Source organism: Sorangium sp. So ce117 (assembly GCF_051524395.1).
GTDB classification, from domain to species: domain Bacteria; phylum Myxococcota_A; class Polyangia; order Polyangiales; family Polyangiaceae; genus Sorangium; species Sorangium cellulosum_B.
Window position 1 is genome coordinate 6,077,922 of the sequence record NZ_CP150309.1, and the last position, 25,030, is coordinate 6,102,951.

General features: G+C 67.9%; 26 protein-coding genes. 17 read left to right on the forward strand and 9 right to left on the reverse strand.

Annotated elements, in window-relative coordinates; translation table 11 throughout:
• Positions 1-26: 26 nt before the first annotated feature.
• The 4 genes from WMF46_RS22700 to WMF46_RS22715 all read right to left on the reverse strand — a co-directional run bounded on the left by WMF46_RS22700 (position 27) and on the right by WMF46_RS22715 (position 3,148).
• Positions 27-524 (reverse strand): SRPBCC family protein, encoded by a 498-nt coding sequence (locus tag WMF46_RS22700; protein WP_437987501.1) that lies wholly within the window; start codon positions 522-524, stop codon positions 27-29.
• The gene (locus tag WMF46_RS22705) at positions 521-886 is read right to left on the reverse strand and encodes an ArsR/SmtB family transcription factor (RefSeq protein WP_437978951.1); all 366 of its coding nucleotides are present in this window, start codon (positions 884-886) and stop codon (positions 521-523) included. The genes WMF46_RS22700 and WMF46_RS22705 overlap by 4 nt, the downstream gene beginning before the upstream one ends.
• 167 nt (positions 887-1,053) lie before the next feature.
• Positions 1,054-2,352: an acyl-ACP desaturase gene (locus tag WMF46_RS22710; protein WP_437987502.1), complete on the reverse strand. Its 1,299-nt coding sequence runs from the start codon at positions 2,350-2,352 to the stop codon at positions 1,054-1,056.
• A 511-nt stretch (positions 2,353-2,863) separates the two neighbouring features.
• Positions 2,864-3,148 carry a hypothetical protein gene (locus tag WMF46_RS22715; RefSeq protein ID WP_437987503.1) on the reverse strand — a complete coding sequence of 95 codons (285 nt, stop codon included), beginning with the start codon at positions 3,146-3,148 and terminating at the stop codon, positions 2,864-2,866.
• Between WMF46_RS22715 and WMF46_RS22720 the strand changes: the two genes are divergently transcribed.
• From WMF46_RS22720 to WMF46_RS22735, 4 genes are all read left to right on the forward strand, one after another.
• The gene (locus tag WMF46_RS22720; protein WP_437987504.1) at positions 3,132-4,154 is read left to right on the forward strand and encodes an RCC1 domain-containing protein; all 1,023 of its coding nucleotides are present in this window, start codon (positions 3,132-3,134) and stop codon (positions 4,152-4,154) included. The genes WMF46_RS22715 and WMF46_RS22720 overlap by 17 nt on opposite strands.
• A gap of 25 nt (positions 4,155-4,179) precedes the next feature.
• Positions 4,180-4,377 (forward strand): hypothetical protein, encoded by a 198-nt coding sequence (locus WMF46_RS22725; protein ID WP_437987505.1) that lies wholly within the window; start codon positions 4,180-4,182, stop codon positions 4,375-4,377.
• Positions 4,378-4,522: 145 nt separating this feature from the next.
• Complete coding sequence (locus tag WMF46_RS22730; RefSeq protein ID WP_437987506.1) at positions 4,523-5,188, forward strand: dihydrofolate reductase family protein; 666 nt, start codon at positions 4,523-4,525, stop codon at positions 5,186-5,188.
• 312 nt (positions 5,189-5,500) lie between these two features.
• Complete coding sequence (locus tag WMF46_RS22735; protein WP_437987507.1) at positions 5,501-6,298, forward strand: hypothetical protein; 798 nt, start codon at positions 5,501-5,503, stop codon at positions 6,296-6,298.
• 54 nt (positions 6,299-6,352) lie between these two features.
• On the opposite strand, the gene WMF46_RS22740 is transcribed toward WMF46_RS22735, so the two are convergent.
• Positions 6,353-6,772 (reverse strand): hypothetical protein, encoded by a 420-nt coding sequence (locus WMF46_RS22740; RefSeq protein WP_437987508.1) that lies wholly within the window; start codon positions 6,770-6,772, stop codon positions 6,353-6,355.
• Between the two features lie 223 nt (positions 6,773-6,995).
• On the opposite strand from WMF46_RS22740, the gene rph reads away from it, so the two are divergent.
• The 4 genes from rph to WMF46_RS22760 all read left to right on the forward strand — a co-directional run bounded on the left by rph (position 6,996) and on the right by WMF46_RS22760 (position 13,183).
• On the forward strand, positions 6,996-9,608 hold the full coding sequence (gene rph, locus WMF46_RS22745) for a rifamycin-inactivating phosphotransferase (RefSeq protein WP_437987509.1): 2,613 nt from the start codon (positions 6,996-6,998) through the stop codon (positions 9,606-9,608).
• 97 nt (positions 9,609-9,705) lie between these two features.
• Positions 9,706-10,440, forward strand: a complete 735-nt coding sequence (locus tag WMF46_RS22750; RefSeq protein ID WP_437987510.1) for an RNA polymerase sigma factor — start codon at positions 9,706-9,708, stop codon at positions 10,438-10,440.
• Complete coding sequence (locus WMF46_RS22755; protein ID WP_437987511.1) at positions 10,437-11,366, forward strand: hypothetical protein; 930 nt, start codon at positions 10,437-10,439, stop codon at positions 11,364-11,366. The genes WMF46_RS22750 and WMF46_RS22755 overlap by 4 nt, the downstream gene beginning before the upstream one ends.
• A 59-nt stretch (positions 11,367-11,425) precedes the next feature.
• Entirely contained in the window at positions 11,426-13,183 is a 1,758-nt protein-coding gene (locus tag WMF46_RS22760; RefSeq protein ID WP_437987512.1) for a hypothetical protein, read from the forward strand.
• Between the two features lie 474 nt (positions 13,184-13,657).
• On the opposite strand, the gene WMF46_RS22765 is transcribed toward WMF46_RS22760, so the two are convergent.
• Entirely contained in the window at positions 13,658-14,014 is a 357-nt protein-coding gene (locus WMF46_RS22765; protein WP_437987513.1) for a hypothetical protein, read from the reverse strand.
• On the opposite strand from WMF46_RS22765, the gene WMF46_RS22770 reads away from it, so the two are divergent.
• From WMF46_RS22770 to WMF46_RS22805, 8 genes are all read left to right on the forward strand, one after another.
• The gene (locus WMF46_RS22770) at positions 13,988-14,491 is read left to right on the forward strand and encodes a hypothetical protein (RefSeq protein WP_437987514.1); all 504 of its coding nucleotides are present in this window, start codon (positions 13,988-13,990) and stop codon (positions 14,489-14,491) included. The genes WMF46_RS22765 and WMF46_RS22770 overlap by 27 nt on opposite strands.
• Before the next feature lie 258 nt (positions 14,492-14,749).
• On the forward strand, positions 14,750-15,838 hold the full coding sequence (locus tag WMF46_RS22775) for a hypothetical protein (RefSeq protein ID WP_437987515.1): 1,089 nt from the start codon (positions 14,750-14,752) through the stop codon (positions 15,836-15,838).
• 308 nt (positions 15,839-16,146) lie between these two features.
• A complete protein-coding gene (locus tag WMF46_RS22780) occupies positions 16,147-16,434 on the forward strand; it encodes a hypothetical protein (RefSeq protein ID WP_437987516.1) in 288 nt (95 codons plus the stop codon).
• 208 nt (positions 16,435-16,642) lie between these two features.
• Entirely contained in the window at positions 16,643-17,131 is a 489-nt protein-coding gene (locus tag WMF46_RS22785) for a hypothetical protein (RefSeq protein WP_437987517.1), read from the forward strand.
• Between the two features lie 60 nt (positions 17,132-17,191).
• Positions 17,192-17,833 carry a hypothetical protein gene (locus WMF46_RS22790; RefSeq protein ID WP_437987518.1) on the forward strand — a complete coding sequence of 214 codons (642 nt, stop codon included), beginning with the start codon at positions 17,192-17,194 and terminating at the stop codon, positions 17,831-17,833.
• Positions 17,834-18,137: 304 nt separating this feature from the next.
• On the forward strand, positions 18,138-18,677 hold the full coding sequence (locus WMF46_RS22795; RefSeq protein WP_437987519.1) for an RNA polymerase sigma factor: 540 nt from the start codon (positions 18,138-18,140) through the stop codon (positions 18,675-18,677).
• 289 nt (positions 18,678-18,966) lie between these two features.
• Positions 18,967-19,953, forward strand: a complete 987-nt coding sequence (locus WMF46_RS22800; protein ID WP_437987520.1) for a hypothetical protein — start codon at positions 18,967-18,969, stop codon at positions 19,951-19,953.
• A gap of 276 nt (positions 19,954-20,229) precedes the next feature.
• Positions 20,230-20,454, forward strand: coding sequence for a hypothetical protein (locus WMF46_RS22805; protein WP_437987521.1), 225 nt, complete (start codon positions 20,230-20,232; stop codon positions 20,452-20,454).
• A 471-nt stretch (positions 20,455-20,925) separates the two neighbouring features.
• On the opposite strand, the gene WMF46_RS22810 is transcribed toward WMF46_RS22805, so the two are convergent.
• Positions 20,926-22,491 carry a hypothetical protein gene (locus tag WMF46_RS22810; RefSeq protein ID WP_437987522.1) on the reverse strand — a complete coding sequence of 522 codons (1,566 nt, stop codon included), beginning with the start codon at positions 22,489-22,491 and terminating at the stop codon, positions 20,926-20,928.
• A 231-nt stretch (positions 22,492-22,722) separates the two neighbouring features.
• Positions 22,723-23,121, reverse strand: coding sequence for a hypothetical protein (locus WMF46_RS22815; protein ID WP_437987523.1), 399 nt, complete (start codon positions 23,119-23,121; stop codon positions 22,723-22,725).
• 51 nt (positions 23,122-23,172) lie between these two features.
• Here WMF46_RS22815 and tnpA point away from each other — a divergent pair, with 51 nt between their 5' ends.
• Positions 23,173-23,871, forward strand: coding sequence for an IS66 family insertion sequence element accessory protein TnpA (tnpA, locus tag WMF46_RS22820; protein WP_437987524.1), 699 nt, complete (start codon positions 23,173-23,175; stop codon positions 23,869-23,871).
• 370 nt (positions 23,872-24,241) lie between these two features.
• Here tnpA and WMF46_RS22825 read toward each other — a convergent pair whose 3' ends face one another.
• Positions 24,242-25,021 (reverse strand): hypothetical protein, encoded by a 780-nt coding sequence (locus tag WMF46_RS22825; RefSeq protein WP_437987525.1) that lies wholly within the window; start codon positions 25,019-25,021, stop codon positions 24,242-24,244.
• Positions 25,022-25,030: the final 9 nt, after the last annotated feature.

The following is a 25,030-nucleotide window of genomic DNA, read 5'->3' on the forward strand; positions in this document are numbered from 1 at the left end:
GCCGCGCGCCCAGGCGCGGCAGCTCCTCACGCCGCCCCGAACTTCTCGTCCAGCTTGCTGAGCTGGCTGGTGAAGCCCTCCTTCTGCATCTCGGTGAACTCGGGGCTATGCAAGGTGTCGAGCAGCACCACCATCTTCACGCGGTCACCGAGCTCCGTGAGCTCGACATCGATGTCGTTCTCGTAGGGCGGTACGCCTGGCAGGAAGTCGATCACGTTGCGGAGCACGAGCCGTGTCATGGGCGTGAGCTCGGCAAAGGTGGAGGTGACGCCGTGCGAGGGCGGCCGGCCGACCTCCGCCATGGCGCGGACCATCTCGGGCGTGGCGGCGATCATCTCGTAGCGCAGGGCGCCGCCCGGCCTCGCGTCGAGCTCCGCCACCGCGGCCCGGAAGTCTCGCGGCCCCCACCAGGACTCGAAGCCCTCTCGCGTGGTCCAGAGGTCCCAGACCTCCTGCAACGTGGCGCGATAGGTGCGCTCGACTCTGACCTTGGATCGGGCCTGGGTTTTGACTGCGCTGTTCATGGTCGCTTCCTCGTGGTTGGGCCGCCTTGAACGGCCGGGTTGTTCTGAGCCTGCGCGCGCTTCTTCTCGAGCGCGGCACCGAAACGATCGAGGCGCTCCTCCCAGAGCTGCCGGTAGCGGCCGAGCCAGTCCTCGAGCTCGCGGAAAGGCTCGGGACGAAGGGAGTAGAGGCGCCGCTGCCCATCGGGTCGCATCGAGACGAAACCTGACTCCGAGAGGATGCGCAGGTGCCGCGACACGCCCGACTGGTGGATGCCGGCCTTCTCCACGACCTCGGCCACCTGTTGCTCGCCAGAAAGGAGAGCCTCGACGATGCGGCGGCGCGTGGGATCGGCCAGGGCCTGGAAGACATCCAGTTGCATTAATATGTATATACACCACGGTGCATACGTTGGTCAAGCGCCACGTCACGCGGAACTGCACGCCGGGCCGGACCTTGCCGGCCCGCGTGGAGCGCGGCTGAGCACGGCGCAGCTCCGCGGCGGCTCACCTGTGTGTCAGGCGCGAAGGCTCGCGCAGGGCGCCCCGCTCAGGGCACGAGGCTTCCCTCGACCCGCGCTTCGCGCGGCGCCCGCAGCATGCGCTTCAAACGCGCCCGCGCGGTCCGCTCGGCGCGGCGCCGCAGCGGCATTTGCTCCTCGACCGGCACCGCTCCGTGGCGAGCCGCCGGAACGATCGGCAGCCCCAGAACATCCGTGAGCGGGGCGGCAGGCGCTTCGATCTCCGGCTCCGCCAGCGCAGCGCCGAGCGCGGCGCGGACGCGCGCGGGGTCGAGCGTCAGGCACCACGCGACGATGCTCCAGGCGAGCGCGGCATGCCGCGCTTCGTCCGTCGCGATACGCGCGAGCGCCCGCGCGACGGCCGGATCGGTCGCGTGGCGCTGCGCTCGTCGCGCGAGCGCCGCGGCGAACGTCTCACCGACGCAGCCGTCCGTGAAGCTCAGGTACGCGACGGCGGCGGCGTCGCCCGAGAGCGCGGTGGCCGGCAACGGCAGCTTGCCCGGCCCGAGCGGTAGCCCCGCGTACGTGCTCGCGAGACCGAACGAGAGGCGTGCGTGTTCGATCTCGTCCTGCGCCGCCCGCTGGCAAGCCGCGAGCAAGTCCGCGGGTGCGCCGAGCGCCAGGAGCTCCAGCGCGAGCGCGGCGAACGTCGCGATCGAGGCGTGCTCGGCGAGCGCGGCCTCGAGCCAGAGGGCGGCGAGCTCTTCGCGCTCCCGCGGCGAAAGGTGAGCGACCAGCGCGGGGTCGCGGATGTCCGCCCAGCCGCTCGCTTCGCGCGCCGCGGCCGTGATGGGGCCCTGTTCGTCTCGCAGCGGCCGGCCAAACGAGTTGAAGACCCTGCCGCTGTAGATCGGAACCTTGAGGGTCAAGACCCACGACACTTCGACGCCGTGGGCCGGGAGCCCGTGATCGGAGCCGCTCATCGGGATCGTCACGCGCAGCCCCGTCCCCAGCACCGCGGCCGAGGCGAAGACGCCCGTGTGCAATGCGAACGTCGACGTGTGGAGATCGCTGCGGGTCAGACCCGCGAAGCCGAGCTCTCCACCGACGACGTTTCCGAGCTGAAACCCGAACGCCAGCCGCCCGTAGTCGCCGGCATACGTCTGCGCCTGGAAGAAACCACCGTAACCGATCGAGCCCGGGTCTCCCTTCGGGAAGACCATGCCGCTGATCTCCATGCCGACCCCGACCGGGCATTCGCCGCTGCCGGCGGACAGCAAGAAGCCGGGGTTGAACGACCCCTCGGACCGCGCCAGGGCCTGCGCCGGCACCAGAAACGCGACCGCACCGACGACCTCGATCGCGACGAGCTTGATCCTGCGTCTCATGTGCGTTGAACCTAGCAGAACGAGAGCCAGCGGGAGTTTGTCACGAGCTTGATCGAAGCATCGAGCGGCACGAAACCGTCGCATCCCAACCGGAGAGCTCGAGCCGCTTTCGTTCGGCGTCGAGCTTCACCTCGACGTCGACATCTTCCACCCACTGAACGGCGGCGAGGAGCCTGCCCGTCGAGAGCTCGTGGAAGGTCTCGGCACGACGTTGCGGGCGCTGCCAGCAATCACCGGCAGCAACCATAACGTTCGAAACGTACGAACCCCTGTTCCGCCGACAAGAACCCACAGCTCCAGCGGGCTCACTCGTTTGAGCCATGTTATCCACGCCACACAGGCAGGTATCCACGAGTCGCTCAAGACGTCATGCGAGGGATGTTCGACGAAACCCGCCGGCGTATACTGCGCGTTTCGGAGGTTTCGTTCCCATGTCCAACCCTTCTCGATCCCAGATGAACGGCACCTTCACACTGCACAGCGCCGTTCTCCTCTCCCTCGCTCTGACCGATTACTCGTGCAACCCCACAGGCCCGGGCTCCGGCTCGTCCGGCTCCGGCGCCTCCACGAGCGCGAGCTCCGCCGCGTCCGGCGCCGGAGGCTCCACGAGCGCGAGCTCCAGCGCGTCCGGCGCCGGCGCCTCCACGAGCGCGGACGCCAGCGCATCCGGCACCGGCGCCTCCACGAGCTCGAGCTCCGCTGGCTCCGGCACCGGTACCGGGGGCGCACCGGGCGACGTGCCGATCCACATCGCCGCCGGTGGGCAACACACCTGCGCCGTGCTCTCCGACACCACGGTGCGGTGCTGGGGCGCAGGCAACGCGAGTCAGCTCGGCCAGGGACGCGCCGGAGACTCGAGCGTTGCGCTCGCCGTTCCGGGCGTCACAGGCGCCGTCCAGATCGGGCTCGGGTACGAGTTCACGTGCGTACGCACGAACGCGGCCGCCGCGAGCTGCTGGGGGGCGAATCCGAACGGCGCGCTCGGCACCGGCGAGACAGGCGTCGAGGTGTCGCCTGCGCCTGTCGCTGTCGCCGACGTCGAGCGCCTCGGCGACTTCGCGCTCGGCCACTGGCACAACTGCGTGATCCATGGGGGCGGCACGCTCTCCTGCTCGGGCGATAACTCCAGCGGTCAGCTCGGGCTCGGCGATGTCGATACCGACGACCACCCGACGCCGACAGCGCTCTCTGTGAGCGGCGTCGAGCGGCTCGCGTTCGGCTATTTTCATACCTGCGCGGCGAGCGACGACGGCTCGGTGCGTTGCTGGGGCTCCAACGGCTGGGGCGAGGTCGGCAACGGCACGTTCAGCAGCGAGCCGGTGCCGACACCGACGCTCGTCAGCGGGATCGACCATCCGCTGCAGCTCGCGGCCGGCCAGCAGTTCTCCTGTGCCCTGCTCCAGAGCGGTCGCGTCGCGTGCTGGGGCGACAATCGGAACGGTCAGCTCGGCGACGGCGGCACCGCCTTCCACACGACGCCCACGACCATCGAGGGCCTCACGGACGTCGTGCAGATCGCCGCGGGACGCAAGCACACGTGCGCGGTAAAGTCCGACGGAGCCCTCTGGTGCTGGGGTCGCAACGATGTTGGGCAGCTCGGCGACGGAACACAGACGGAGCGGCACGCGCCGACCCAGATCACGAGCCTCGAGGGCGTCGTCGAGGTCGCGCTCGGCGATCTGCACACGTGCGCGCTCGTCGACACCGGCGCGATCCGCTGCTTCGGCTCGAACTCGAACGGGCAGCTCGGCGACGGGACGACGACGGATCGAAGCAGCCCAACCGACGTGGTGTGGCCGTAGACGCGGGGCGGCGCGGGCATAGACCATGATCCGCCTCCGCCGCGATGTCCTCCTCCGCGCCGACGTCGCCCCGCTGGAGCGCCTTGCCCGCTGGCTGGGCGTTCCAGAGCCACGGCGCTGGCGCACGGAGCGGGAGCGCAAGGCGAAGCTCGTCGAGGCCATCGAGCGCCACGAGAAGCGGCTCCAGCGGCGGTCCGCCCGCCCGGAACTCCTAAGCCGTTGAATTGACAGCGCTTTCATGTGACGATCGGCCAGAGAGAAAAAATTCGCCGGCGTGTCGATCCGGCCCCGGCTCGTTCGTCGCCACTTCGGACGAACGGTCGTCAGAAGGGCCGCAGGCGATGCCTGCGCTGGAAGGAATTGCGCTCATGTCGAAGCTTCGGGTACACGCGTTTGGGATCTCGATAGACGGCCATGGCGCCGGTCCCGGCCAGGATCTGGCCAATCCGATGGGCGTCGGAGGGATGGCGCTGCACCAGTGGGTCCTCGGCACGAAGACGTTCCAGAGGATGTCCGCCGACTTCGCTGCCTCGCTGATCGGCGACACGGTCGGCCGGACAGGCGTCGACGACGACTTCGCCGCGCGCGGCTTCGAGAACCTCGGCGCCTGGATCATGGGCCGCAACATGTTCGGGCCGCAGCGGGGCCCCTGGCCCGACGACGGTTGGCAGGGATGGTGGGGCAAGAACCCGCCCTACCACGTGCCCGTCTTCGTGCTCACGCACCACGCTCGTGAGTCCTTCACCATGGAGGGCGGAACGACCTTCCACTTCGTGACCGAGGGTATCCATGCCGCGCTGGAGCGCGCGAAGGAGGCGGCCCAGGGCAAGGATATCCGGCTCGGCGGCGGCGTCGCCACCGTTCGGCAGTACCTCACCGCGGGGCTCATCGACGAGCTCCACCTCGTGATCTCCCCCGTGCTCCTCGGCCGGGGCGAGCACCTCCTCGCCGGCATCGATACGGTGAGCCTCGGCTACCGATGCACGGAGCACGCCTCCTCGGAACACGCCACCCACGTCGTCCTGACGAAGTAGCTTGAGTCCAGGGAGAAGAGCTCCGTGAAAGTCATCGTGTTCGTCAAGGCAACGAAGGAGTCCGAGGCGGGGATGATGCCCGACGAGAAGGTCATCGAGCGGCAGCGGAGACCCTGAAGGTCTGGCGCCCCAATCGATGGCGGTTGTGTCAGCTTCGTGAATCCACCCGGCGCAGGTGGGCGGAGATGCGGCGCCGCCGCACAGGAGGGCAGCGCGCGACCTTCAAAGGCGCGCGCCGGCCCGCCGCGCGGCGCGCATTCGCGTTGACGCCATATCCGTGGGACGCTATCGCACCGCCCCATGAATGGAACCATGTCAAAGGCATTGACGGCGATCCTGCTCCTCTCGTGCGCGGCGCCGCTCGGCTGCGGCGCGTTCATCGCGTCGCTCGGCCCCGAGGAGAAGGCTCAGCTCGACGAGTTCGCGAAGAGGTACAACGACACGGCCGCCGCGTCGAAGAAGAGCCTCGACACGAACGAGGCGTATTTCAACGCGATCATCGTGGCCGCGAGCTGTGCGGACAAGACCAAGCTGGCGGTGGGCAACGAGTGGATGACCGAGACCGTGGATGGGAAGATGTATGTGGAGCAGGCGCGTGACAAATGCGCCGAGATGCTGACGGCGCTCCGCAAGAAGGACTCGGGAGAGCAGGGCTGCGGCTTTGCCTCGCTCCGCGTGGAAGGCGGAAAGCAGCGCCCCGGCATGGACTGGACCACCTCCGTGAGCGGCGCCCTGAACTTCGATACAGTCGAGCGGGTGAACCTCCGCGCCCAGGACGACGGCTCGCGCGAGCTCACGGCGTGCGACAAGGTGCCGGAGAAGGGCACGACGCCTGCTCCCATCTGGAAGCCGGAGCTCGTCAAGGAGGCCGAAAGGATGTGCGGGGAGGGCGCGATCATCCTCTACACGGGCACGGATTGGAAGACGAACGAGGCATCGTCGACCGACGGGGACCACTACCTGACACGCTACCTCGACGCGGAGTGCTGGTACCCGAAGGGGACGGTCGGCAAGGACTACAAGGTGCCGGCGGAGTGCGAATCTGGCGACACGCCGCCTGAGCCCAACAAATCGTGCATCACGCCGGCAGGGAAGCTCGTCATGAAGTGAAGTCGCCCTCCCGGCTGGGATGGTGTCCGAAGTCGACCGTCCCGGCCCAGGGAGCTAGCCCTCGTCGATCCCCGCGCGCGCCGCGGGCGTGATCACGAGGCCGCCCCGGGAATGCCCCGTCGTCCACTCGTCGAGGCGCAGGAGCGCGCCGCCCGCGAACCGCTGCTGGCCCGGCGCGCCCTCGACTTTCGCGGGCGCGGCGTGCAGCACCAGCACGACCTGGACCGCGGGGCTCGGCCCCGGCCTCGCCGCGATCGTCGTCTCCAGCCCGCGCACGACGTCGACAAGCCGGGCCCGGGCGGCGCGGCTGCCCTCCGGATCGACCGGGAGCGCCGTCGCCCCGACCAGCACCCCGCCGCCGTCGACGATCGTGACGAGCCCCGCGTCCGCCGCGGCGCGCCGGACCGTCGCGAGGACCTCCTCGGCGTCGTCGAACGCCGCCTCGTCGATCTCGCCCTCCCCCTCGATCCGCACGCTGGCGTGCAGCGCCGCCGCCGGGCGGACGCGCCGAGCGGGCGCCGGAATGCAAGCGCGCCATGGAGTGGGCGGCCTCGTGATCCAGGGTTCTGAGCGCGTCAGCCCCTGGCAGGAGCCGGGCCAGGCCGGCTAGTTCGCGTTATAGTGGCGCCCTTCGACGAAAGGGCGTGACGATCCGTCGACGCGAACGAGCTGCCGACGCCCTGATGGAGGTGAACGGATGCGGACCTATGTGCTTGCTCTCCAGGAGGTCGATCGAACGAAGGCCAACGTGGTCGGGGGGAAGGGCGCGAACCTGGGAGAGCTCTCCAGGATCGAGGGGATCCGCGTGCCCGCTGGCTTCTGCGTCACGACCGAGGCCTTCCAGCGGATCATGGGAGAAGCGCCGTCGATCGGCGGGTTGCTCGATCGGTTGTCGTCGCTCGCGGTGGCGGACCGGGACGGGATCCGGGAGCTCAGCGCCGAGCTGCGCCGGATCATCGAAGGGACGGCCATCCCCGAGGACCTGCAAGAGGCCCTCACCCACGCTCTTTCCACGCTTGGCGCGGGCGACGCCTACGCCGTACGGTCCAGCGCGACGGCGGAGGATCTGCCGGGGGCTTCCTTCGCGGGCCAGCAGGATACGTACCTGAACGTCCTCGGGACGCAGGCGATCCTGCAGCACGTCCGCCGGTGCTGGGCATCGCTCTTCACCGAGCGGGCGGTGACCTACCGGATCCAGCACGGCTTCGATCACCGCAAGGTCCACATGGCCGTGGTGGTGCAGAAGATGGTCTTCCCGCAGGCCGCCGGGATCGTCTTCACGGCCGATCCCGTCACGTCGAACCGGAAGGTGTCGTCGATCGAGGCTGGCTTCGGCCTGGGGGAGGCCCTGGTCGCCGGCCTGGCGAGCGCCGATCGCTACAAGGTGCGGAACGGCCAGGTCATCGAGAAGGCGATCGCCAGAAAGACGCTGGCCACGCGTGCCCTGGAGGAGGGCGGCACCGAAGAACGGGCGATCGAGCCCGAACAGCAGGACGGGCAGGTGCTGACCGACGCGCAGATCCTGCAACTCGAGCGCCTGGGCCGGCGGATCGAAGGGCATTTCGGCCACCCCCAGGACATCGAGTGGTGCCTTGTCGAGGAGGAGCTCCACATCGTCCAGAGCCGGCCGATCACGACCCTGTACCCCATCCCCGAAGCCGGTGATCGAGGCAACCACGTCTACATCTCCGTCGGCCATCAACAGATGATGACCGACGCGATTAAGCCCCTGGGGCTGTCCTTGTTCCAGCTGACCTCGGGTGGCCGCATGCTCGCGGCAGGCGGCAGGTTGTTCGTGAATCCCACGAAGCAGCTGGCCTCACCGGCCAGCCGGGACGCCCTCCTGGAGCTCCTCGGGCGCTCCCATCCGCTCCTCAGGGACGCCCTCTCGACGATCATCGAGCGGGGAGACTTCATCGAGCCCTCGCCCGACGATCCGGCGGCCCCGCGCCCCGGCCAGGGCAAGCAGGCGCCCGGGCGCTTCGACGCGCAGGTCGAGGACGAACCGGCGATCGTCGCGGAGCTGATCGAGCGCACCCAGGCCGCGCTCGCGGAGCTGAAGCGCGACATCCGGACAAGGACCGGAACGGCGCTGTTCGACTTCATCCGGGAGGACATCCAGGGGCTGAGCAAGTCCATGTTCGGTCCGCGGAGCATGGGCGCGATCATGGCGGGCATGAACGCTTCCTCGTGGATCAACGAGAAGATGCTGGCGTGGCTCGGCGAGAAGAGCGTCACGGATACGCTCTCCCAGTCCGTGTCGAACAACATCACGTCGGAGATGGGCCTCGCGTTGCTGGACGTCGCCGACGTGATCCGTCCTTATCCGGACGTGGTCGCTTATCTACAGAACGTGAAGCACGATGGCTTCCTGGAGGAGCTGGCCGCGCTCGAGGGTGGCAAGGAAGCCCGGGACGCCATCCAAGCCTACCTCGACAAATACGGTATGCGATGCGTGGGGGAGATCGACATCACGAGGGCCCGCTGGAGCGAGAAGCCGGCGACCCTGGTCCCCTTGATCCTGAGCAACATCAAGAACTTCGAGCCTCGCGCCGGCGAGCGGCGGTTCGAGCAGGGGCGGCAGGAGGCCTCACAGCGGGCGCGAGCGCTGCTCGACCGGTTGAGGCAGCTGCCGGACGGGGAGCAGAAGGCCGGCGAGGCCCAGCGGATGATCGACCGGCTCCGGAGCTTCATCGGTTATCGCGAGTATCCGAAGTACGGCCTCGTCAATCGCTACTTCATTTACAAGCAGGCCTTGCTGCAAGAAGCCGAGCGGCTCGTGCAGGCCGGCGTGATCCGCGACGCCAAGGACATCTACTACCTCACGTTCGACGAGCTCCGCGAGGTCGTGCGCACGCATCAGGTGGACGACCGGATCGTCAGCCAGCGGAGGGCGGAACACGAGCTCCACAAGAAGCTGTCGCCGCCGCTCGTCATCACGTCCGATGGGGAGATCGTGGCAGGTGCGCACAAACGAGCCGATCTCCCCGCCGGAGCCCTCGTCGGCCTGGCGGTCTCCTCCGGCGTCGTCGAGGGGCGAGCCCGCGTCCTCCTGGACATGGCCGACGCGGAGCTGGAGGCGGGGGACATCCTGGTCACCACCTTCACCGATCCCAGCTGGACGCCCCTGTTCGTGTCCATCAAGGGCCTTGTGACCGAGGTGGGGGGCCTGATGACCCATGGCGCGGTGATCGCCAGGGAATACGGCTTGCCGGCGGTCGTCGGCGTGGACAACGCGACAAGGCGGATCCGGGATGGGCAACGCATCCGCGTGCATGGAACGGACGGGTATGTCGAGATCCTGACCTGAGATCCGCGGCGCTCGGCCTCCTCGACGGGGCCGCGCTGGGCACCGCTTCGTGGGGCCGCTGTTCGGGGCCGTCGGACTCGGGATCGCGGCGCCGACCGTGCAAAACGTCCATTTTTACACCGACGCGGCAGGGGCGCGGCACGACACCTTCCAGGGGCCGCCGGGTTCGGCGATCCTGGACCTCGGCCTCGGGCTGCCGCGACCGGGCCGCGTCGATTCTTTCAAAACGCGCCCGCCGCGCGTCCACTCACCCCAGCGCATGCCCCTGCTCGCCACCGCGCCCGAAGGCCGGCCGCGCGCGATCTCCGCGCCGGGAGGCCCGGTCCCCTCCTTCGAGCAGCTCTTCTTCGAACACGCGCCGTTCGTCTGGCGCGCGCTGCGGCGGCTCGGCGTCCATGAGGCCGACGCCGAGGACGTCTGCCAGGAGGTCTTCATGATCGTCCACCGGCGCCTCGCGGGCTTCGAGGGGCGATCCTCGGTCCAGACCTGGATCTACGGCATCTGCATCCGGGTCGCGGCCGACTACCGCAAGCGCGCCCACCGGCGCCGCGAGTCCACGCGCGCCGAGCTGCCCGACCAGGAAGCGCACGAGGACCAGCACGGGGAGCTGGAGGAGCGTCAGGCGCGCGCGCTCCTCGACGCGTGCGTCCAGACGCTGGACGACGACAAGCGCGCGGTGTTCGTGCTTTTCGAGCTGGAGGAGCTGCCGATGACGGAGGTCGCCGAGGCGGTGGGCTGCCCGCTCCAGACGGCGTACGCGCGGCTCTACGCGGCGCGCCGCGTGGTCGAGGCCGCCCTGCGGCGCGCCACGACCGGGAGGAGGATGCCTTGAGCAAACCGAAGGATCCGCCGCGGCTCTTCGATGCGTCCTCGGACACGACCGACGCCGTACGCGCCGTCCTGCGCGCGGGTCAGCGCGAGCTCCCCGGGGCTCACGACCTCGCCCGCCTCGCCGCGCGCCTCCCGCTCGGGCCGCTCCCGCCCTCGGGCGCCTCGCCGCCGGACGCCTCGCCGCCGGCCGGGGCGCCTCAGGTCGCATCGCCGCCCCCGTCGCCTCCACCCACGCTCGGGCACCTCACCGCGGCCGCCGCGGGGCCTTCCGTGGCCGCCAGCGCGCTCCTCGGCGCGCTCCTCGGCCTCGGCGTCGTGGGCGGCGTGTGGTGGCGCGACGCCGCCACTGCGCCGCGCGACGCCGCGCCCAGCGCCATCGCGAGCGCCCCTGGGCCGAGCGCCGCCGCGCCCACGAAAGCCCCCCCGGGGCCCGCGGAGCCCGGCGTCGACGGCGCCGGTCACGCCGCAACGGAGGGCGGCCGCGGCGCGGCGCGTGAGCCATCGCGCGCGACCGCGCCGCACGACGAGCTCCTCCCGCGCGCGAGCGCCGCCGCGCCGCGCGCCGACGAGGCGGCGCTCCCTTCGCCGGGCGCGCCCAGCGGCGGGGCTCCCCCGAGCGCGAGCGCTCTTTCCGCCGGCGCCGCCGAGGAGGCCGAGACCGAGGTCCAGCTGCTCCACCGCGCGCAGGACGCGCTCGCCACCGACGCTGGTTCGTCCTTCGCGCTCACGGTCGAGCACGCGCGGCGCTTCCCCACCGGCGCGCTCGCTCAAGAGCGCGAGATCATCGCCATCCGCGCCCTGCTCGCCCTCGGCCGTGCGGCCGAGGCGCGCGCCCGCGCCGCGAGCCTGCTCGAGCGGTTCCCCGGCTCCGCGTACCGCGGCAGGCTCGAATCGCTCGGCCTCGAGGGATCCTCTCCAAAAAATTGAGCCGATCTCTCCACGCACCAGGTGACCGCACGATGCGGTCCTTTCGGCGGAGAACCCCCATGTCGAATCGCTTTTCCTCGCGCACCTCGTCCCCGCGGCGCGCCGCGAACCTCTTCCTCCTCGCTTCGCTTTCGGCGACCTCGCCGCTCCTCGGCGGCTGCGGCATCGAGCTCCAGATCGGCGAAGAGCCCAGAGACGGTGACGATCCCGGTACCGCGACGGGCACGGGCGGGTCCCCGCCGGGCGCGACCACCGCGACGGGCACAGGCGACGGGGCCACCACCGCGACGGGCACGGGCGGCGGGGCCACCGCCGCGACGGGCGCGGGCGGAGCTGGCGCCAACGATGGAGGCGGCGGTATGCCGCCCGCCGGCGGCGGTGGTGCGGGAGGCGGAGGAGAGAGCCTCCCAGGAAAGCCGACCGATCCGGAGTGCGCGGACTCCGTCGCCTATCTCGCTCCGATCCAGGTGAAAACCCAGGCGCAGCTCGACGCGCTGCCGCTCATTCACAGCGCGGGCAACGTCGCGATCGCCGGCAGCGTCGAGGACCTCCAGCACCTCAAGTGCCTGACCGGGGCGGACATCGTCGACATCACGAGCGACGCGCTCGAAACGCTGAGCGGGCTCGAACGACTGGAGGTGGTCACGAACGACCTCACCGTCATGAACACCGGCGCCTTGCGCTCCCTTTCGGGCCTCGAAGGGCTTCGTCATGTGGGCCGCTACTTCAGCATCCTCGATAACGTCGCCTTGACCGATCTCCACGGCCTCGAGCTCTACGTCGAGAAATCGAACTATCTCGACGTCAACGGGAATCTGAGCCTGGAGAGCCTGGACGGCCTCGGTATCACGGACGCGGAACACCTCTCCGTCAGCCACAACCCGGCGCTCGAGAGCCTCGACGGTCTCCGGGTGGAGCGAGTCGAAAACTTCCTGATCGCCAGCAATGATTCGCTCACGAACCTCGACGCCCTGTCGTCGCTGACCGAGGTCCGTGATCAGCTCTACGTCGGCCAAAATCCCGAGCTGCTGAGCATCGCCGGCCTCGACGGCCTAACTGGCGGATTGCAGGTGGTCATCGACAACAACGACAAGCTCCGCGATCTCGCGGGCCTGCACAACATGAGCGAGATAAGCCATCTTCACGTGAACGAGAACGACGCGCTCGAGAATATCGACGCGCTCGCAGGCGTCGAGCTCGGTGAGCTCCGTCTGGAGGCGAACGCCTCGCTCACGAATATCGATGGCCTGCAGGACCTCACGCGCATCGGATCCATCATGTTCTTCCGCGCGCCGGGCGTCACGTCCCTCCGCGCCCTGAGCAATTTGACGCGTGCAGATCACGTTGCGATCCATGCAACGGGCGTGACGAACCTCGAGGGCCTCGAGAACGTCAAGATCGACGAGGAGCTCTCCGTCGGCGACAACGCCGATCTCGAGAGCCTCACCGGTCTCAACCCCGACAATCACGTCCTCAGGGCCCTGTGGGTCAGCGGAAACCGGAGGCTGAGCGACCTCACCGGGCTCGAGATGCTCGAAGCCGCGACCAGCTACATCTACATCCTTGACAACGATCGGCTCGTCTCCCTTTCGGGGCTCGACAACCTGATCTCGGTCCCCTCGCTCTTGATCAGAGAGAACCCGAGGCTCACGAACATCGCTGCGCTCGGCTCACTCGAGACCGTGGTACAAGAGCTCTCGATCAGGGACAATGAGTCGCTTCCGACTTGCCAGGCCCAGGCCATCGCCGATCAGATCGAGCCCGGCACGCCCACCATCGAGGTGACCGGCAACTACGCGGGCGGCACCTGCGACTGATCCATTCCAGACTGCAAACGTCGGGCTACAATCCAACTATGCCGGGTCCTCAGAGGACGGTTGGGTCAAGGCGTTTCCCGAGGGAATGGGAGGCGAGCGGCGGCCGGTCAGCCGTCAGGGGCAGGCCATGCCCTTGGGCCAGAAGGCGCCGCAATGACAGTCTTTCGATGCCGGGCAGGGTCCACAGCTCTTGACGACGCGCGGAACACACTGTCCGCAGGACCCGCCATAAGGGCCAACCTGGCAGCGTTCGTTGCTCTGACACGGACCAGCGTCGCTTCGCTCCGAGGGCGATCACGATGCGCGATCGCGGTGATCACGATGGCGTGATCTGCGTGATCACGATGGGCGGTCTCCGCAGTTACACCTCTCAGCTGTGCGTCGGGAACCCGGAGCTGCGCTCCGCGAGCTCGACCCAGCCGGAGCCGCTCCGCGCACGGCGACGCGGGCAGAGGCGCGTGCCCCGCGCACGGCTCAGACTTCGCGGCGCGGGCCGGTGGTTTTACGCCCATCGGGCAGGAGCTCGATTCGATCGAGTGCGAAGGCCGGGCGGGTGCAGTACCGCACGAGCCTCTCGCGCCCCTGATCATCATCCGCTGCGATGCGCACCGCGCAATGCACGTCGAACCCGTCGCACGCCGCGGAGAAGCGTCGCTCTCGGCGCTCGAAAGCCGCGTCGGGCGGCGCGTTTGCTTCGCTCGATCGGCGGGGCTCTGACCCGCGGACGATGGCAACGCCCGCTTCGAGCGGAAGAAGCACGGTGCGTTCACCGCGGAGCTCGACGGGTTCAACGTCCAGGCGGCGGTGAGGCTCGAAGCTGACGACGACCAAGGGCGCGAGCGCCTCGTCCGCTACTGCGCGCGGCCGTGCTTCGCCCTCGATCGCCTCAGCCTGCTGCCCGACGGCCGCGTTGCCTACCGCGTCCAGTACGAAGGGCGCGGCGGCACCCACCGCGTGATGACGCCGGTGCCGAAGCGCGCCTCGCCTGGCCCCGTGCCACCTCGCGCGGAGCGGACCTCCGCGCCGGGGGGCGCCGCCGCACCCTTCGGCCTGCAAACGTTCTCCTCACCGCCGCTCGCAGCAGCACCTGCCGGGCCCGCCGTGATGCCCGCGGCTTGCTGCGCGGTGGCCGCTGCTGCCGGCGGTTGGCGCGAGTGGGCACTTGCCTTCGCAAAGGCGTTTGGACCCCCTACCCACCGAAGCCACGTCCGCCGTACGGCCCGGAGCGCCGCTGCATCCCACGAGGCCGGCCGCAGCTGCGCACCCATCGGATCATCGAGGATCGCCGCGCGGCGGTTTTTTGATTGACGCCGGCAATGTGAACGTTCACATTGGCTTTCTGGAGTTTCTTCCGCTTAACCCTGGATAGACCGTCATGCGCATCGGGCCCTTCTTCTTCATGCGCGTTGACCCTGACGGTCGGCTCTCACCCCAGATGAGCAGCATGCAGGGGAGCGTTGCAACGGTTCCAAGGCGGAACGCCTGGCAACCACCTGTCTGCCAACTTCGTCATCGTCGGCCTGAAGCAGGCGCTTGGCGCTGGCGTGACGTAACCAGTGAGGCCTCATGTACAACAAAAAGAAAACCGTCAGGCGCTTCAATGTCTTCTGCTTGCTCTCGAGCGTCGCGCTGCTGGCGTGCGGCGAAGACAACGGCGGCGCGGCACAAGCTGCCGGTGCGGGCAGTTCGAGCGTGTCAGCCACCACCAGCGGGGCGTCGACCGGCGGAACCGCTGGGTCGGGTGGCGCGGCCAGTAGCGGTGCCGACACCAGCGCCGGTGGAACGGGCGGAGCAGGCGCGGGCGGAGCAGGCGCGGGCGGAGCAGGCGCGGGCGGAGCAGGCGCGGGCGGAGCAGGTGACGGCGGCGCTGGAGCCGGCGGCGCTGGAGCCGGCGGAGCCGGTGGTTCGGCGCTCCCACCCATCACGGATTACTCTGCCAAGGGTCCGTTCGCGACGACCGTGGAGCAGAACGTGGGGCCGAACGGAGCCTATACGGTGTTTAGGCCCGAACCCTTGGGTGTGGACGGCTTCTTGCACGCTCCGATCGTTTTCGGCCCCGGCATCGGCCAGCAGGTGGCGGTGCACACGAACATGCTGACGAACTTTGCTTCTCACGGTTTCGTGGTCGTCGGGTGCCCCGTCCTCAGCGGCGGCCCCGGCGACGCAGGCAATCTCAGGAAGATGGAGGATGGTCTCAAGTGGATCCTGGAGCAGAACGACGCGCCAGGCAAATACCAGGGCAAGCTCTACGTCGATCATGCGGTCTCGATGGGCTTCTCGGTCGGCGGCACCTCGGCCGTGCAACTCGGCGGTCACGAGGCGGTGGCCACTGTCGTCTCGATCCACGGCCACAGGGCCTCGGCCGACCTCCACGGCACGATGCTGCAGACGACTGGCACCCGGGATACTGTCGGCATGCCCCTCCAGCAGGCCACCTACGACATGTCCGAAGTGCCCACATTCCTGGCAACGCTGACGGGCGCGCCTCATGCATACATCGAGAGCGACGGCGGCGGCGAAGAGCGGCCCGCGATCGTCGCATGGATGCGCTACTGGATCTACAACGACATGGGCGCACGGGACCATTTCTTCGGCGATAATTGCTTGTTGTGCAAGGCGCCTTGGGAGAATCCCCAGCGCAAGAACTGGAAATAACCTGAGGAACGTCAGGCGGCGCGCCACGGCTGGGAGGAGGATGCCTTGAGCAAACCGAAGGATCCGCCGCGGCTGCTCAATGCGTCCTTGGACACGACCGACGCCGTGCACGCCGTCCTGCGCGCGGGTCAGCGCGAGCTCCCGTAACGAACCTCGAGTGCCTCGAGAACGTCAAGATCGACGAGGAGCTCTCCGTCTCCGACAACGCCGATCTCCTGAGCCTTACCGGTCTCAACCCCGACAATCACGTCCTCAGGGCCCTGTGGGTCACTGGAAACTGGAGGCTGAGCGACCTCACCGGGCTCGAGATGCTCGAAGCCGCGACCAGCTACATCTACATTCTTGACAACGATCGACTCGTCTCCCCTTCGGGGCTCGACAACCTGACCTCGGTCCCCTCGCTCTTGATCAGGCAAAACCCGAGGCTCACGAACATCGCTGCGCTCGGCTCACTTGAGACCGTGGCGCAAGAGCTCTCGATCAGGGACAATGAGTCGCTTCCGACTTGCCAGGCCCAGGCCATCGCCGACCAGATCGACCCCGGCACGCCCACCATCGAGGTGACCGGCAACTACGCGGGCGGCACCTGCGACTGATCCATTCCAAATTGCAAACGTCGGGCAGACATCCAACTCTTCGAATGGTCCGCGCGAGGCGCGTGACGTGAGCCAGCGGGCACACGCCTCGCGGGGGCATCGCTGGAGCGACAAACGGGTTGAAACTGCCTGAAAAGCGCAGAAGTTCGAACTGAAAGGACGCCACAAGACGCCATGAGGCGCCACAAGACGCCAAGATATTTGTATAATGCACTGGTTCACCCCGGCCTCGGCGCCGAACACCGGCGTCGAGATGAACGTCTGGGGAGAAGGAGGCATGAGCGGCTCGCCCCACTTCAACGCGGCGAACGGCAAGATGATCATCGCCCCGCTCTCCACGGCGTGCTCCGGCGGGTGCTGGGGCCGCAACGCCCTCTCGATGCGCGATCTGCTCTACTGGGGTACCATCAACCCGAGCTTCGACCCCGCGGCCCAGGGCCCCACGGTCAACGTCCCGCTCGTCACGAGCCTCGGCCTCACCCCGGCCAACTACTACGGCTGGGCGGACAAGGAGCTCGACTGGGAGTTCGACATCCAGCGTGACCTCGAGCGGCTGCGCGGCGAGGCGCGGCGCGACTGGTACAACCTCGGCTTCGACAGCCAGCGCCGCAACGCGCTCTGGGACCTCACCGCGCTCGCGACCCTCGACGTGACGAACCGGTGGGCGCGCATCAACCGCACGACCGGCGCGGGCTAGGCCGACGCGCTCTCGCACGGCAAGCTGAACCTGGCCGCGGGCAGCTACCGGATCACGCTCATGACCTACACGCAGGCGAGCCAGTACGCGAGCTCGCTGTGGGTGGGGCTGAAGAGCGGCGCGACGTCGCTCGGGGGCGAGTACGTGGCGAACACCGTGGGATCGGGCTGGCAGATGCACACGTTCGAGGTGAACGCCCCGTCCGACGGGCTCACGCTCGGGCTCGGCGTGTTCGGGACGGCGGACATCCTCGTGTCCGCGCCGAGCGTGGTGAAGAGCACCGCCATCATGAACTTCGACACCTTCGACAAGCGCACGAACTGGCGCAACCACGTCGATGGGAGCCGGGCGCAGGTGGTCCCCGATGGACGGGTGACGGGCACGCCCAACTGGGCGGTCCGCGTGACGCAGAGCGCGACGGGCTACCCGGTGCGCAACCGCCAGCTCGCGCTGGCCGCGGGGCGGCCGTACCCGATCTGCTTCGACGCGCGCAGGACCACGGCGAGCGGGTCTTCCCAGGCCGAGCTCCGCGTCGTGAGCGGCGGCGCCCAGGTGATGTGGACGAGCTTCTCGCCCTCGAGCGCTTGGAGCACCACCTGCTCGGCGACGTTCACCCCGCCGTCGGACGACAACAACCTGCAGATCCGCGTCTCGACCGGCGATCCGGTCCTCGTCGACAACATCGCGATCACCGCGATGTGAGCCGGTACCTTCCCGGCGCGGATGCCCTCAACCCTCGCGCAGCCGCGCGATGTGGCAGGGCGCCCCGCGGATGCCCGCAAGTCGTTCTGCCCTTGCTCGGCCCGAGCGCCCACAGATCACCATCATGAGCCATACAGGTTCCTTGGCTGCAGGCGTCAGCCCATCGCCCTGCGCTGGTTTCACGCGTCGAAAGCAGAAACGCGAGGACATGAAGCCCCGGCGGAAGGGGGCTCGCCGCTCGCCCGCCGCGCGATATCCCAGGAAGAAGCCAACGATCGAGGCGATCCTTGCGGAGCGCGGGATCGTGCTCGCGACGCTCGCTGGCATCCCGAAGCGTGACCGCGCCGACGTCGAACAGCAGGTGCTCGTGAACGCATGGAACTCGGTGCGCCGTGCGACGTACCGGCCAGATCCGAAAGCCAGGCCCCGGGACGCGCTGAGGAAGTGGCTCCACGGGATCGCGTGGCGGCTCGCCTCGTACCACATTAACAGCGCATGGGCACCTCGCGCCGTGCTCCATCCGAGCCCGCTTGGGCTGCTTCGCGAACCGGTCGAGCCAAGCTTGGAGGCGCAGATCGCTGCGCGCCAGGTGCTGGCCGCGCTGGCCAGCCTGCCGGACTGGCAGGTCGAGGCGCTGCTCACAGTGGACGATCCGGAGAGCCTGGCCGCATCCGCCCGGCGGCGCGGCATGAACCAGAGCACGGCGGCGTCCAGGCTTCGCCTGGCCAGGGAGCACGAGCGAGCGTACGCGACCGCGCCGGATGCAGGCGGCGGACGAGATCCACGCCCTGCGGCGCCGGCCCATACCCTGGCTGCGGCCCCCTGCCGAGCGGCCTCCTCTTGACACGGGACGCTACCTCCGCTGACCTCACAGATCGGGGTAGGTGATGGGGTGGCTAGAGAGGTACCGAGGACCAGAAGAATACGGCCGGATACCTTCGCAGACTGCTCCCCACCTCACGCCGTCCAAATTTCACGGCACCTGCTTCTCGTCGTGCATCGCGCGGCACGCGACGCGATACCGCCGACAGCCCTATCTCGTCACTATACACAGGTCACGGACAACACGCCGGCACCAGCGAGACCTACCACCTCATGAAACGATAATTGGCTCGACAGATTGAGGAACACTCATGGCAAAGAGCCCTCGATTACTTGATCCCCTCTCTTCCGAAGACATCCGCGAATCGATAGAAGGCGCAGGGTACCTCGTTGAAGTTGCTCTTCTAAGGGAGCTGCAAGAGCGCGGATTCGAAGCATCCCTCGGAAACGTATTCAAAACAAGAGAGGGAACATTCTGCGAGGTGGACCTGTTTGCAGGATATCGAGTATCAACCCCTACCGCCGCCGCTCACTTCACGTTAATGATTGAGGTAAAGCGGCTACATGATCCAGCTCGATTTGTCGGAATATTTGATCCCGCGCTCGCATCGCCGCCTCCCGCTCATGTGGCACGGCGACGAGCTGGCGGCGTCCCATCCAACAATTCGGCATTGCCGTATTGCCACGAGTTCGAATTGCTTCTTAGTGGCAGCGGACAACTCGGCAAGGCTATCTTGCCGCTGGAAAAAGGAACTAGATGCGTGCATTGGGCCATCGCAGAACGGATGGGAGACGGCACTCCGAAAGCTTCGGGACACCAGCGGTATGCCGAAGGAATGCAGAACGTAGTCGGAGCATCCTACTGGCACGGACACGAGATCTCCGAGTGGGTACTTGCCGAACATATTTCCATGGTCCCAGAGTTCACCATCTACATACCAATAATTGCCATCGACACGGAAACCCTATACACCTACAACATCCTCAACAAAGAGATCTCAAGAACAGGCTGGATCTCTACCTATACCCACTGCAATGTCGGTGGAGGCAAGACACCGAAAGACCGCGTGGAAGTTGTAGACCGAGCCGGATTTCGACAATTACTCGACACCATACAGCAGTGCTCTGGCGCGGTAGACAATTTGCTTCGAGCACGGGCAACTGACTTGGAAACTTGGTTCGAACGCCAGGCAAAAGAGTGGTATCAAAAGAATCCCAAGCATGCATGGCCGCCTACTCGAGAGGAGTACGCGATTGTGAACAGCAACGATGGCAACTCGCCGGAGTCAGACGCCTGACCCGCGGTCTCTCCAAAGGAATAGCGGATTGACATGGCCCTGCGTCGCCCCCCTCGGCATGCTCTATCCTGACGACCTGACCGCTCTCGCTGGCGTCTTTCTCGCTGAGCTCACCGTAGCGCTTCACCTCCCCGTTAGCCCCGGCCTCGTGCTGGAGCTCGCGTACGATGACTGCGAACTGGTCGCCGCGATCTAGCCGGCGCTGTGGGCGCTCCGGCGGGCGGCTCGGGCAGGCGCCCCACCGACCCACGGGGCATCCGTGGTAGCCTCCGGCGCATGCGCGTACGGCTCATCCTGGAGAACGGCGGGCACACCCTGTCGAAGGTCGTGGAGCTCCCCGAAGTGCCCGCAGTCGGCTCGAGGGTGCTGGTTGACCGCGAGCGGCGGGTGGTGAGCGTGGAGTCCGACGCCGGACGCGGCGAGGTGGACGTCTACCTGCGCGAAGACGGCGACGACCTCAAGATGCAGATCATCCCGGAGGCGCACCTAGCCTTCGTGTAGCTGATGAAGCGGGACGGGTGGGACGTGGAGGACGAGGTGTTGAGAATTAAGCTGGTTGATGCTTTCCCGCTCGGGCTGGCTGATGACCATCGCGACGGTGAGCGGGCCCCGGTCACGGGCGTGATGGTCGGCTCATCGCGTCCTGAGCGTGCCGGGGTGCTCGGACGCGTCAAGGGTTCCCTCGCAGGGCTCGGCGGCTGCGCCGCCCTTAACGCGCCCTGCGCGCCCCGGCGGCCACGTCGCGCGGGCGATGGGCGGACGGAGCCGCCGGCGGGGGCTCCGGGCACCGGATGGGCGGGCGATGGCCATCGCGCGGGTGAGCGAGCCATCATCCTGCGCGAGCGAAAAGCGGCCCCCACCCATCATCTAACGGGAGCGTCAACACGAGGCCGCGCTGCGCGCGTGGCTACGGGAGCGGATCGAGCGTCAGGGCCGTTGAGACCGGAGATGCTGGCGCTGGCACCAGCCCGGTCAGCGGCGATGGCCTTCGCGCTCGCCCTTCTGGGCGGTGATCACGTTGGCCGGCAGCGCGGTCTGCAGCTTGCGCTCCTTGGCGCGCTTGCGCGTGATTTGTGCGAGATCGCTCGTGTCTTTGAGCTTTCGTGGCTCGCGAGCGACCTCGGCCGAGAAGGTGCGGCGCATCTCCTCGATGGAACGCCCACGGCGATCACCGGGCGGGATGGTGCGCGAGTCCACTTGCTTGAGCTCCTCGGCTAGCGCCTGGCACGGGTTGGGCGCGCGATCGAAGAGGGACGCCTCGAGCGCATCGGCGAGCTGCAGGGAGTAGTCTACGCCGTGCAGAGACGGAGTCGCCGTGGCCGGCGAGTCTAGGTCGCAGCCGTTGCCGCCGTTCGTCATCACTCCGAACGGCGTTCCCGCGGGGACGTTGCGGAACCACACCATCGGGCTCGTGCACGAGGCCGAGGGCGGAGGAGGGAACAGGTCGACGCCGCGGAAGGCGTTGCGCGTCGTGGCCCCGACGACGACCTGCGCCGTGGAGTGGCAGCTGAGGCAGGAGGAGAAGCGATTGTCGACGGGCCCGTTCAGGCGGCCGTCGCGACCGTAGGGGTTGCCGTCTTGCCGCTGCAGGTTGGCGGGGATGTCCGGGGAGAGGAAGGTCTCGTCGATCACGCCGGCGCCTGGACCGTTGACGTCGGGATCGTTGCCCCACATCAGGCCGACCGGACGTAAACGGCGCCAGGGGTTGGCTTCTCCCGCCATGCTCTTGTCGTAGACGAAGGTGGCAAAGACCCAGCCGGTCTGCGCCGAGCGGCCGTCTCGCACCGCGACATCGACCTGGAGCAGACGCACCTTGCGCAGCGGCCCGGCGGCGTCGGCGATGTCCTGGATCTGCCATTCCGGAGCGCCCACGAGCGGATCCTGCCCGGCGTCGATCTTGGCGCTGTCGTACTCCGCGAACAGGATCTTGAAGACGTAGGCGCCCTCGATGAACTTGCCCTTTGAGGGATCGCTGTTGGCCGGATTGGGGTCCTTAAACACCTGCCCGATGGTGTAGCCGCCGAGCGCGTTGTACGCGCCGATGGCGTACGAGTTGAGGTTCGCGCTGCCGCCCGTCCCGTCGATGATCCACTTATGGTCGGTGGAGCGGAGCGCCCGTTCCTTGGTCAGACCGTGGTACGGCTCACGGCGCGAGAAGTTGTCCGAGGTCATCATCGGTACGTGGTACCAGGAGCGCTGCGTGTTCTTCGAAACGTCGAAGTCGTTGGTGTCGTTGCCCTCGAGCAGGTAGTTCTTGAGCGCGTCGAGATACGCGGGGCGCTGTGCCGGGTCGTGGAAGTCGTGCTGCAGCCAGGGAGCTTGCTGGACGCTCGCTGAGGGCGGCGGGTCCCAGCCGGTGATGCGGATGTTCTCGCCTTCGATCTTGAGGATCGGGATGCCCAGCGGATAAGCCTGCGAGAGCTGGAAGCTCGCTGTGCCGGCGGGCGGCGGATTGGACGAGATCCAGTCGGGGAACCAGCCCGAGCACTGCGCCGTGACGCCTGTGCCCTCCGCGCCGGCATCGTTGACGGTCACCACCGTCGTGGTCGTCGGATCCTGACGGTTGCAGCTCTTCGGATCGCACGCTACCGCGAGAGTTAGCGAACAGACCCATAACCTCGATATATGACCCAAGACTGCCTCCTGCCGCGCGTCAAGCGCGGTAAATTTCGTGGCGGCAGCATCCCTCACGCGGCCTGTTCTCGGCAAGGAAATGCCGCCAGTACGGTACAGGTATACGATTCGACGGTACCGGCGTCTCAGGATTGATCACATTTTCCGCACCTTCTTCGCGGCGCTCCAGCCCTGGACAAGGACGAGGAACTGCTCGTAGCCATGTCCCAGCGCCTGCCACTCCGGCTCGCCGTTGCGCTCGAGGGGACCGCCGAGCGCCGCGATCGCGAGCAAGGCGTCGCGAACGGTCGGCTGTGCAGGCAGTGGCTTGCGCGCGAAGGTCCTGAGCACCTCGATCTCGGTGGTCGTGAGCGCTGCGGCGGCGGGGCGGTCGGGCTCGCGACGAGTCTCGCTTCGGAGCAGCAGCAGTTGCCACGCGATCGGCGCGCAAAGAGCGAGCACGTTGCGCAGGCCATGGAGGTCTTCGGCCTGGCGTTTCTCGTAGGCGCAGCCCGTCTTCAGCGCCTTGAAATTGGTACGCGTTCTGCGGACCACATCCTGCCTTCGAGCCTCTGCGCCGATTAGAAACCGGCGCCGGAGGTACCGATGGACGAGAGCACACGCACCTGGCGCGACCGCGTGGCGCGCTGGCACAAGAGCGGGCACTGTGCCCGCGTGTTCGCAGAGCAGGAGGGGGTCAACGCCGGCACACTGTACTCCTGGAGCCGCCGACTGGGCATGAAGCGGAGCGAGTACCGGCAGCACTCGGAGAAGGCGACGCTGCTCCTCCTTGCAGGTCGCCTCGATCCGGTAGATGGCCTTGAAGTACTGTTGAGAATCAAGCTGGTTGATGCTTTCCCGCTCGGGCTGGCTGATGACCATCGCGACGGTGAGCGGGCCCCGGTCACGGGCGTGATGGTCGGCTCATCGCGTCCTGAGCGTGCCGGGGTGCTCGGACGCGTCAAGGGTTCCCTCGCAGGGCTCGGCGGCTGCGCCGCCCTTAACGCGCCCTGCGCGCCCCGGCGGCCACGTCGCGCGGGCGATGGGCGGACGGAGCCGCCGGCGGGGGCTCCGGGCACCGGATGGGCGGGCGATGGCCATCGCGCGGGTGAGCGAGCCATCATCCTGCGTGAGCGAAAAGCGGCCCCCACCCATCATCTAACGGGAGCGTCAACAACTGCAAGCATCGGCGCGGTCGTGGTCAGTAAGGCCACTGCGCTCGGGGACTTAGTTATAGCTCTGGATGATGCTGAAAAACTAGCCAAGGACAACGGAAAGAACCAGGTCGTTCTCAAAGAGATCTGAGTCGACCGAGCTGACCTCGACCACCGTTCGCGTCGGCAGCGCCCTCAAGTGCTCGCTCTGCGCCACCCTGCTCCGGCGCGATGCCTCGCCTGCTGATTACCTCGACCCCGTGCCGCCTGGGCTGGTTATCTGTCTTCGTCGCAACGAAGGACGAAGCGATGGCGACGAGAGTAGAGTCGGCTCGCGAAGTTCGTGGAGCATTCCCGCGCTTGGTCGGCCCTCGACATATCCGGGCGTCGCGAAGCGGTCGATCACCTCGCCCGGACCATCCGTCTGCGGGCAGGCGCACCTCTCGAAATCGTCGTCCAGAGGACGTCGGGGATGGAGACACGCGCGACGCGGCTTCTCCTGGTCTGTCATGAGCCCACGCTCACGGGACGAACGCGATGTCGTCCACGAGCATGTCGAACACGGTCGACTTCGCCGTATGGAACTCGATCGAGTAAGCGTGCGCAGCGTCGAACGCCGGGGGCGCAGGCACTCCCCAGCCGTCCGTGCTGAGGATATCGAACATGACCGTGTACTGCGCCCACTCGGTCGTGATGTCGATCCCCTCGCCGAAGTGGTCGCCGCAGCCGGTGCCTTCACACACGCCGCCCTCGCGATCGGTGTTGCGGTCGGGGAAGTTCACGTAGATGTGCGTCGGCGCCGCCGCCTTGGCCCAGAAGGTCAGGCCCGAGTAGGCAGAAGCGTCGTAGGTGAGCTTCGCGCCCCCCGGGGCGAAGTTCAGGTCGAACCCCATGCCGGCCCCCCTCGAGAGGAAGCCGCTCCCCGCGACGTGAGCGGCGTACTCGCTCGGGTCGTGCCCGGGCGAGACCGGTACGAACGGGCGGCCGGGCAGAGGGGTCTGCGCGCCGCCCCGGGTGCCGTCGTTGTACGTGTACCAGCTGCCGACACGGTCCTTGCACCGGAGGATCGCGCCGTCGCCGTCCTCCAGGTCGTCGAGGAGCGCGGTGCAGGCAGGGAGCTCGGGCTCCGCGTCCGAGCCGCCCGATCCGCCGGCGCCGCCCGCCCCGTCGTCCGGGCCGCCGGCTCCCCCGGCGCCGTCATCGAGGCCAAACGGATCCGGGTCGTATTCGCCGGGCGAGATGCCGAGGACGAGGCCGCATCCGCTCAGCCACACCGACGCGCAGAGGGCGATTGTGAGCACCTGGAAGCG

Bases quoted from the DNA above. Each gene is read 5' to 3' on its own strand.
- WMF46_RS22775 (WP_437987515.1), top strand. From the start codon at position 14,750: ATGTACAACAAAAAGAAAACCGTCAGGCGCTTCAATGTCTTCTGCTTG.
- WMF46_RS22800 (WP_437987520.1), top strand. From the start codon at position 18,967: ATGGCAAAGAGCCCTCGATTACTTGATCCCCTCTCTTCCGAAGACATC.
- WMF46_RS22760 (WP_437987512.1), top strand. From the start codon at position 11,426: ATGTCGAATCGCTTTTCCTCGCGCACCTCGTCCCCGCGGCGCGCCGCG.
- WMF46_RS22725 (WP_437987505.1), top strand. From the start codon at position 4,180: ATGATCCGCCTCCGCCGCGATGTCCTCCTCCGCGCCGACGTCGCCCCG.
- rph (WP_437987509.1), top strand. From the start codon at position 6,996: ATGCGGACCTATGTGCTTGCTCTCCAGGAGGTCGATCGAACGAAGGCC.
- WMF46_RS22785 (WP_437987517.1), top strand. From the start codon at position 16,643: ATGCACTGGTTCACCCCGGCCTCGGCGCCGAACACCGGCGTCGAGATG.
- WMF46_RS22730 (WP_437987506.1), top strand. From the start codon at position 4,523: ATGTCGAAGCTTCGGGTACACGCGTTTGGGATCTCGATAGACGGCCAT.
- WMF46_RS22735 (WP_437987507.1), top strand. From the start codon at position 5,501: ATGTCAAAGGCATTGACGGCGATCCTGCTCCTCTCGTGCGCGGCGCCG.
- tnpA (WP_437987524.1), top strand. From the start codon at position 23,173: ATGGACGAGAGCACACGCACCTGGCGCGACCGCGTGGCGCGCTGGCAC.
- WMF46_RS22780 (WP_437987516.1), top strand. From the start codon at position 16,147: ATGCTCGAAGCCGCGACCAGCTACATCTACATTCTTGACAACGATCGA.
- WMF46_RS22710 (WP_437987502.1), bottom strand. From the start codon at position 2,352: ATGAGACGCAGGATCAAGCTCGTCGCGATCGAGGTCGTCGGTGCGGTC.
- WMF46_RS22805 (WP_437987521.1), top strand. From the start codon at position 20,230: ATGCGCGTACGGCTCATCCTGGAGAACGGCGGGCACACCCTGTCGAAG.
- WMF46_RS22790 (WP_437987518.1), top strand. From the start codon at position 17,192: ATGACCTACACGCAGGCGAGCCAGTACGCGAGCTCGCTGTGGGTGGGG.
- WMF46_RS22705 (WP_437978951.1), bottom strand. From the start codon at position 886: ATGCAACTGGATGTCTTCCAGGCCCTGGCCGATCCCACGCGCCGCCGC.
- WMF46_RS22700 (WP_437987501.1), bottom strand. From the start codon at position 524: ATGAACAGCGCAGTCAAAACCCAGGCCCGATCCAAGGTCAGAGTCGAG.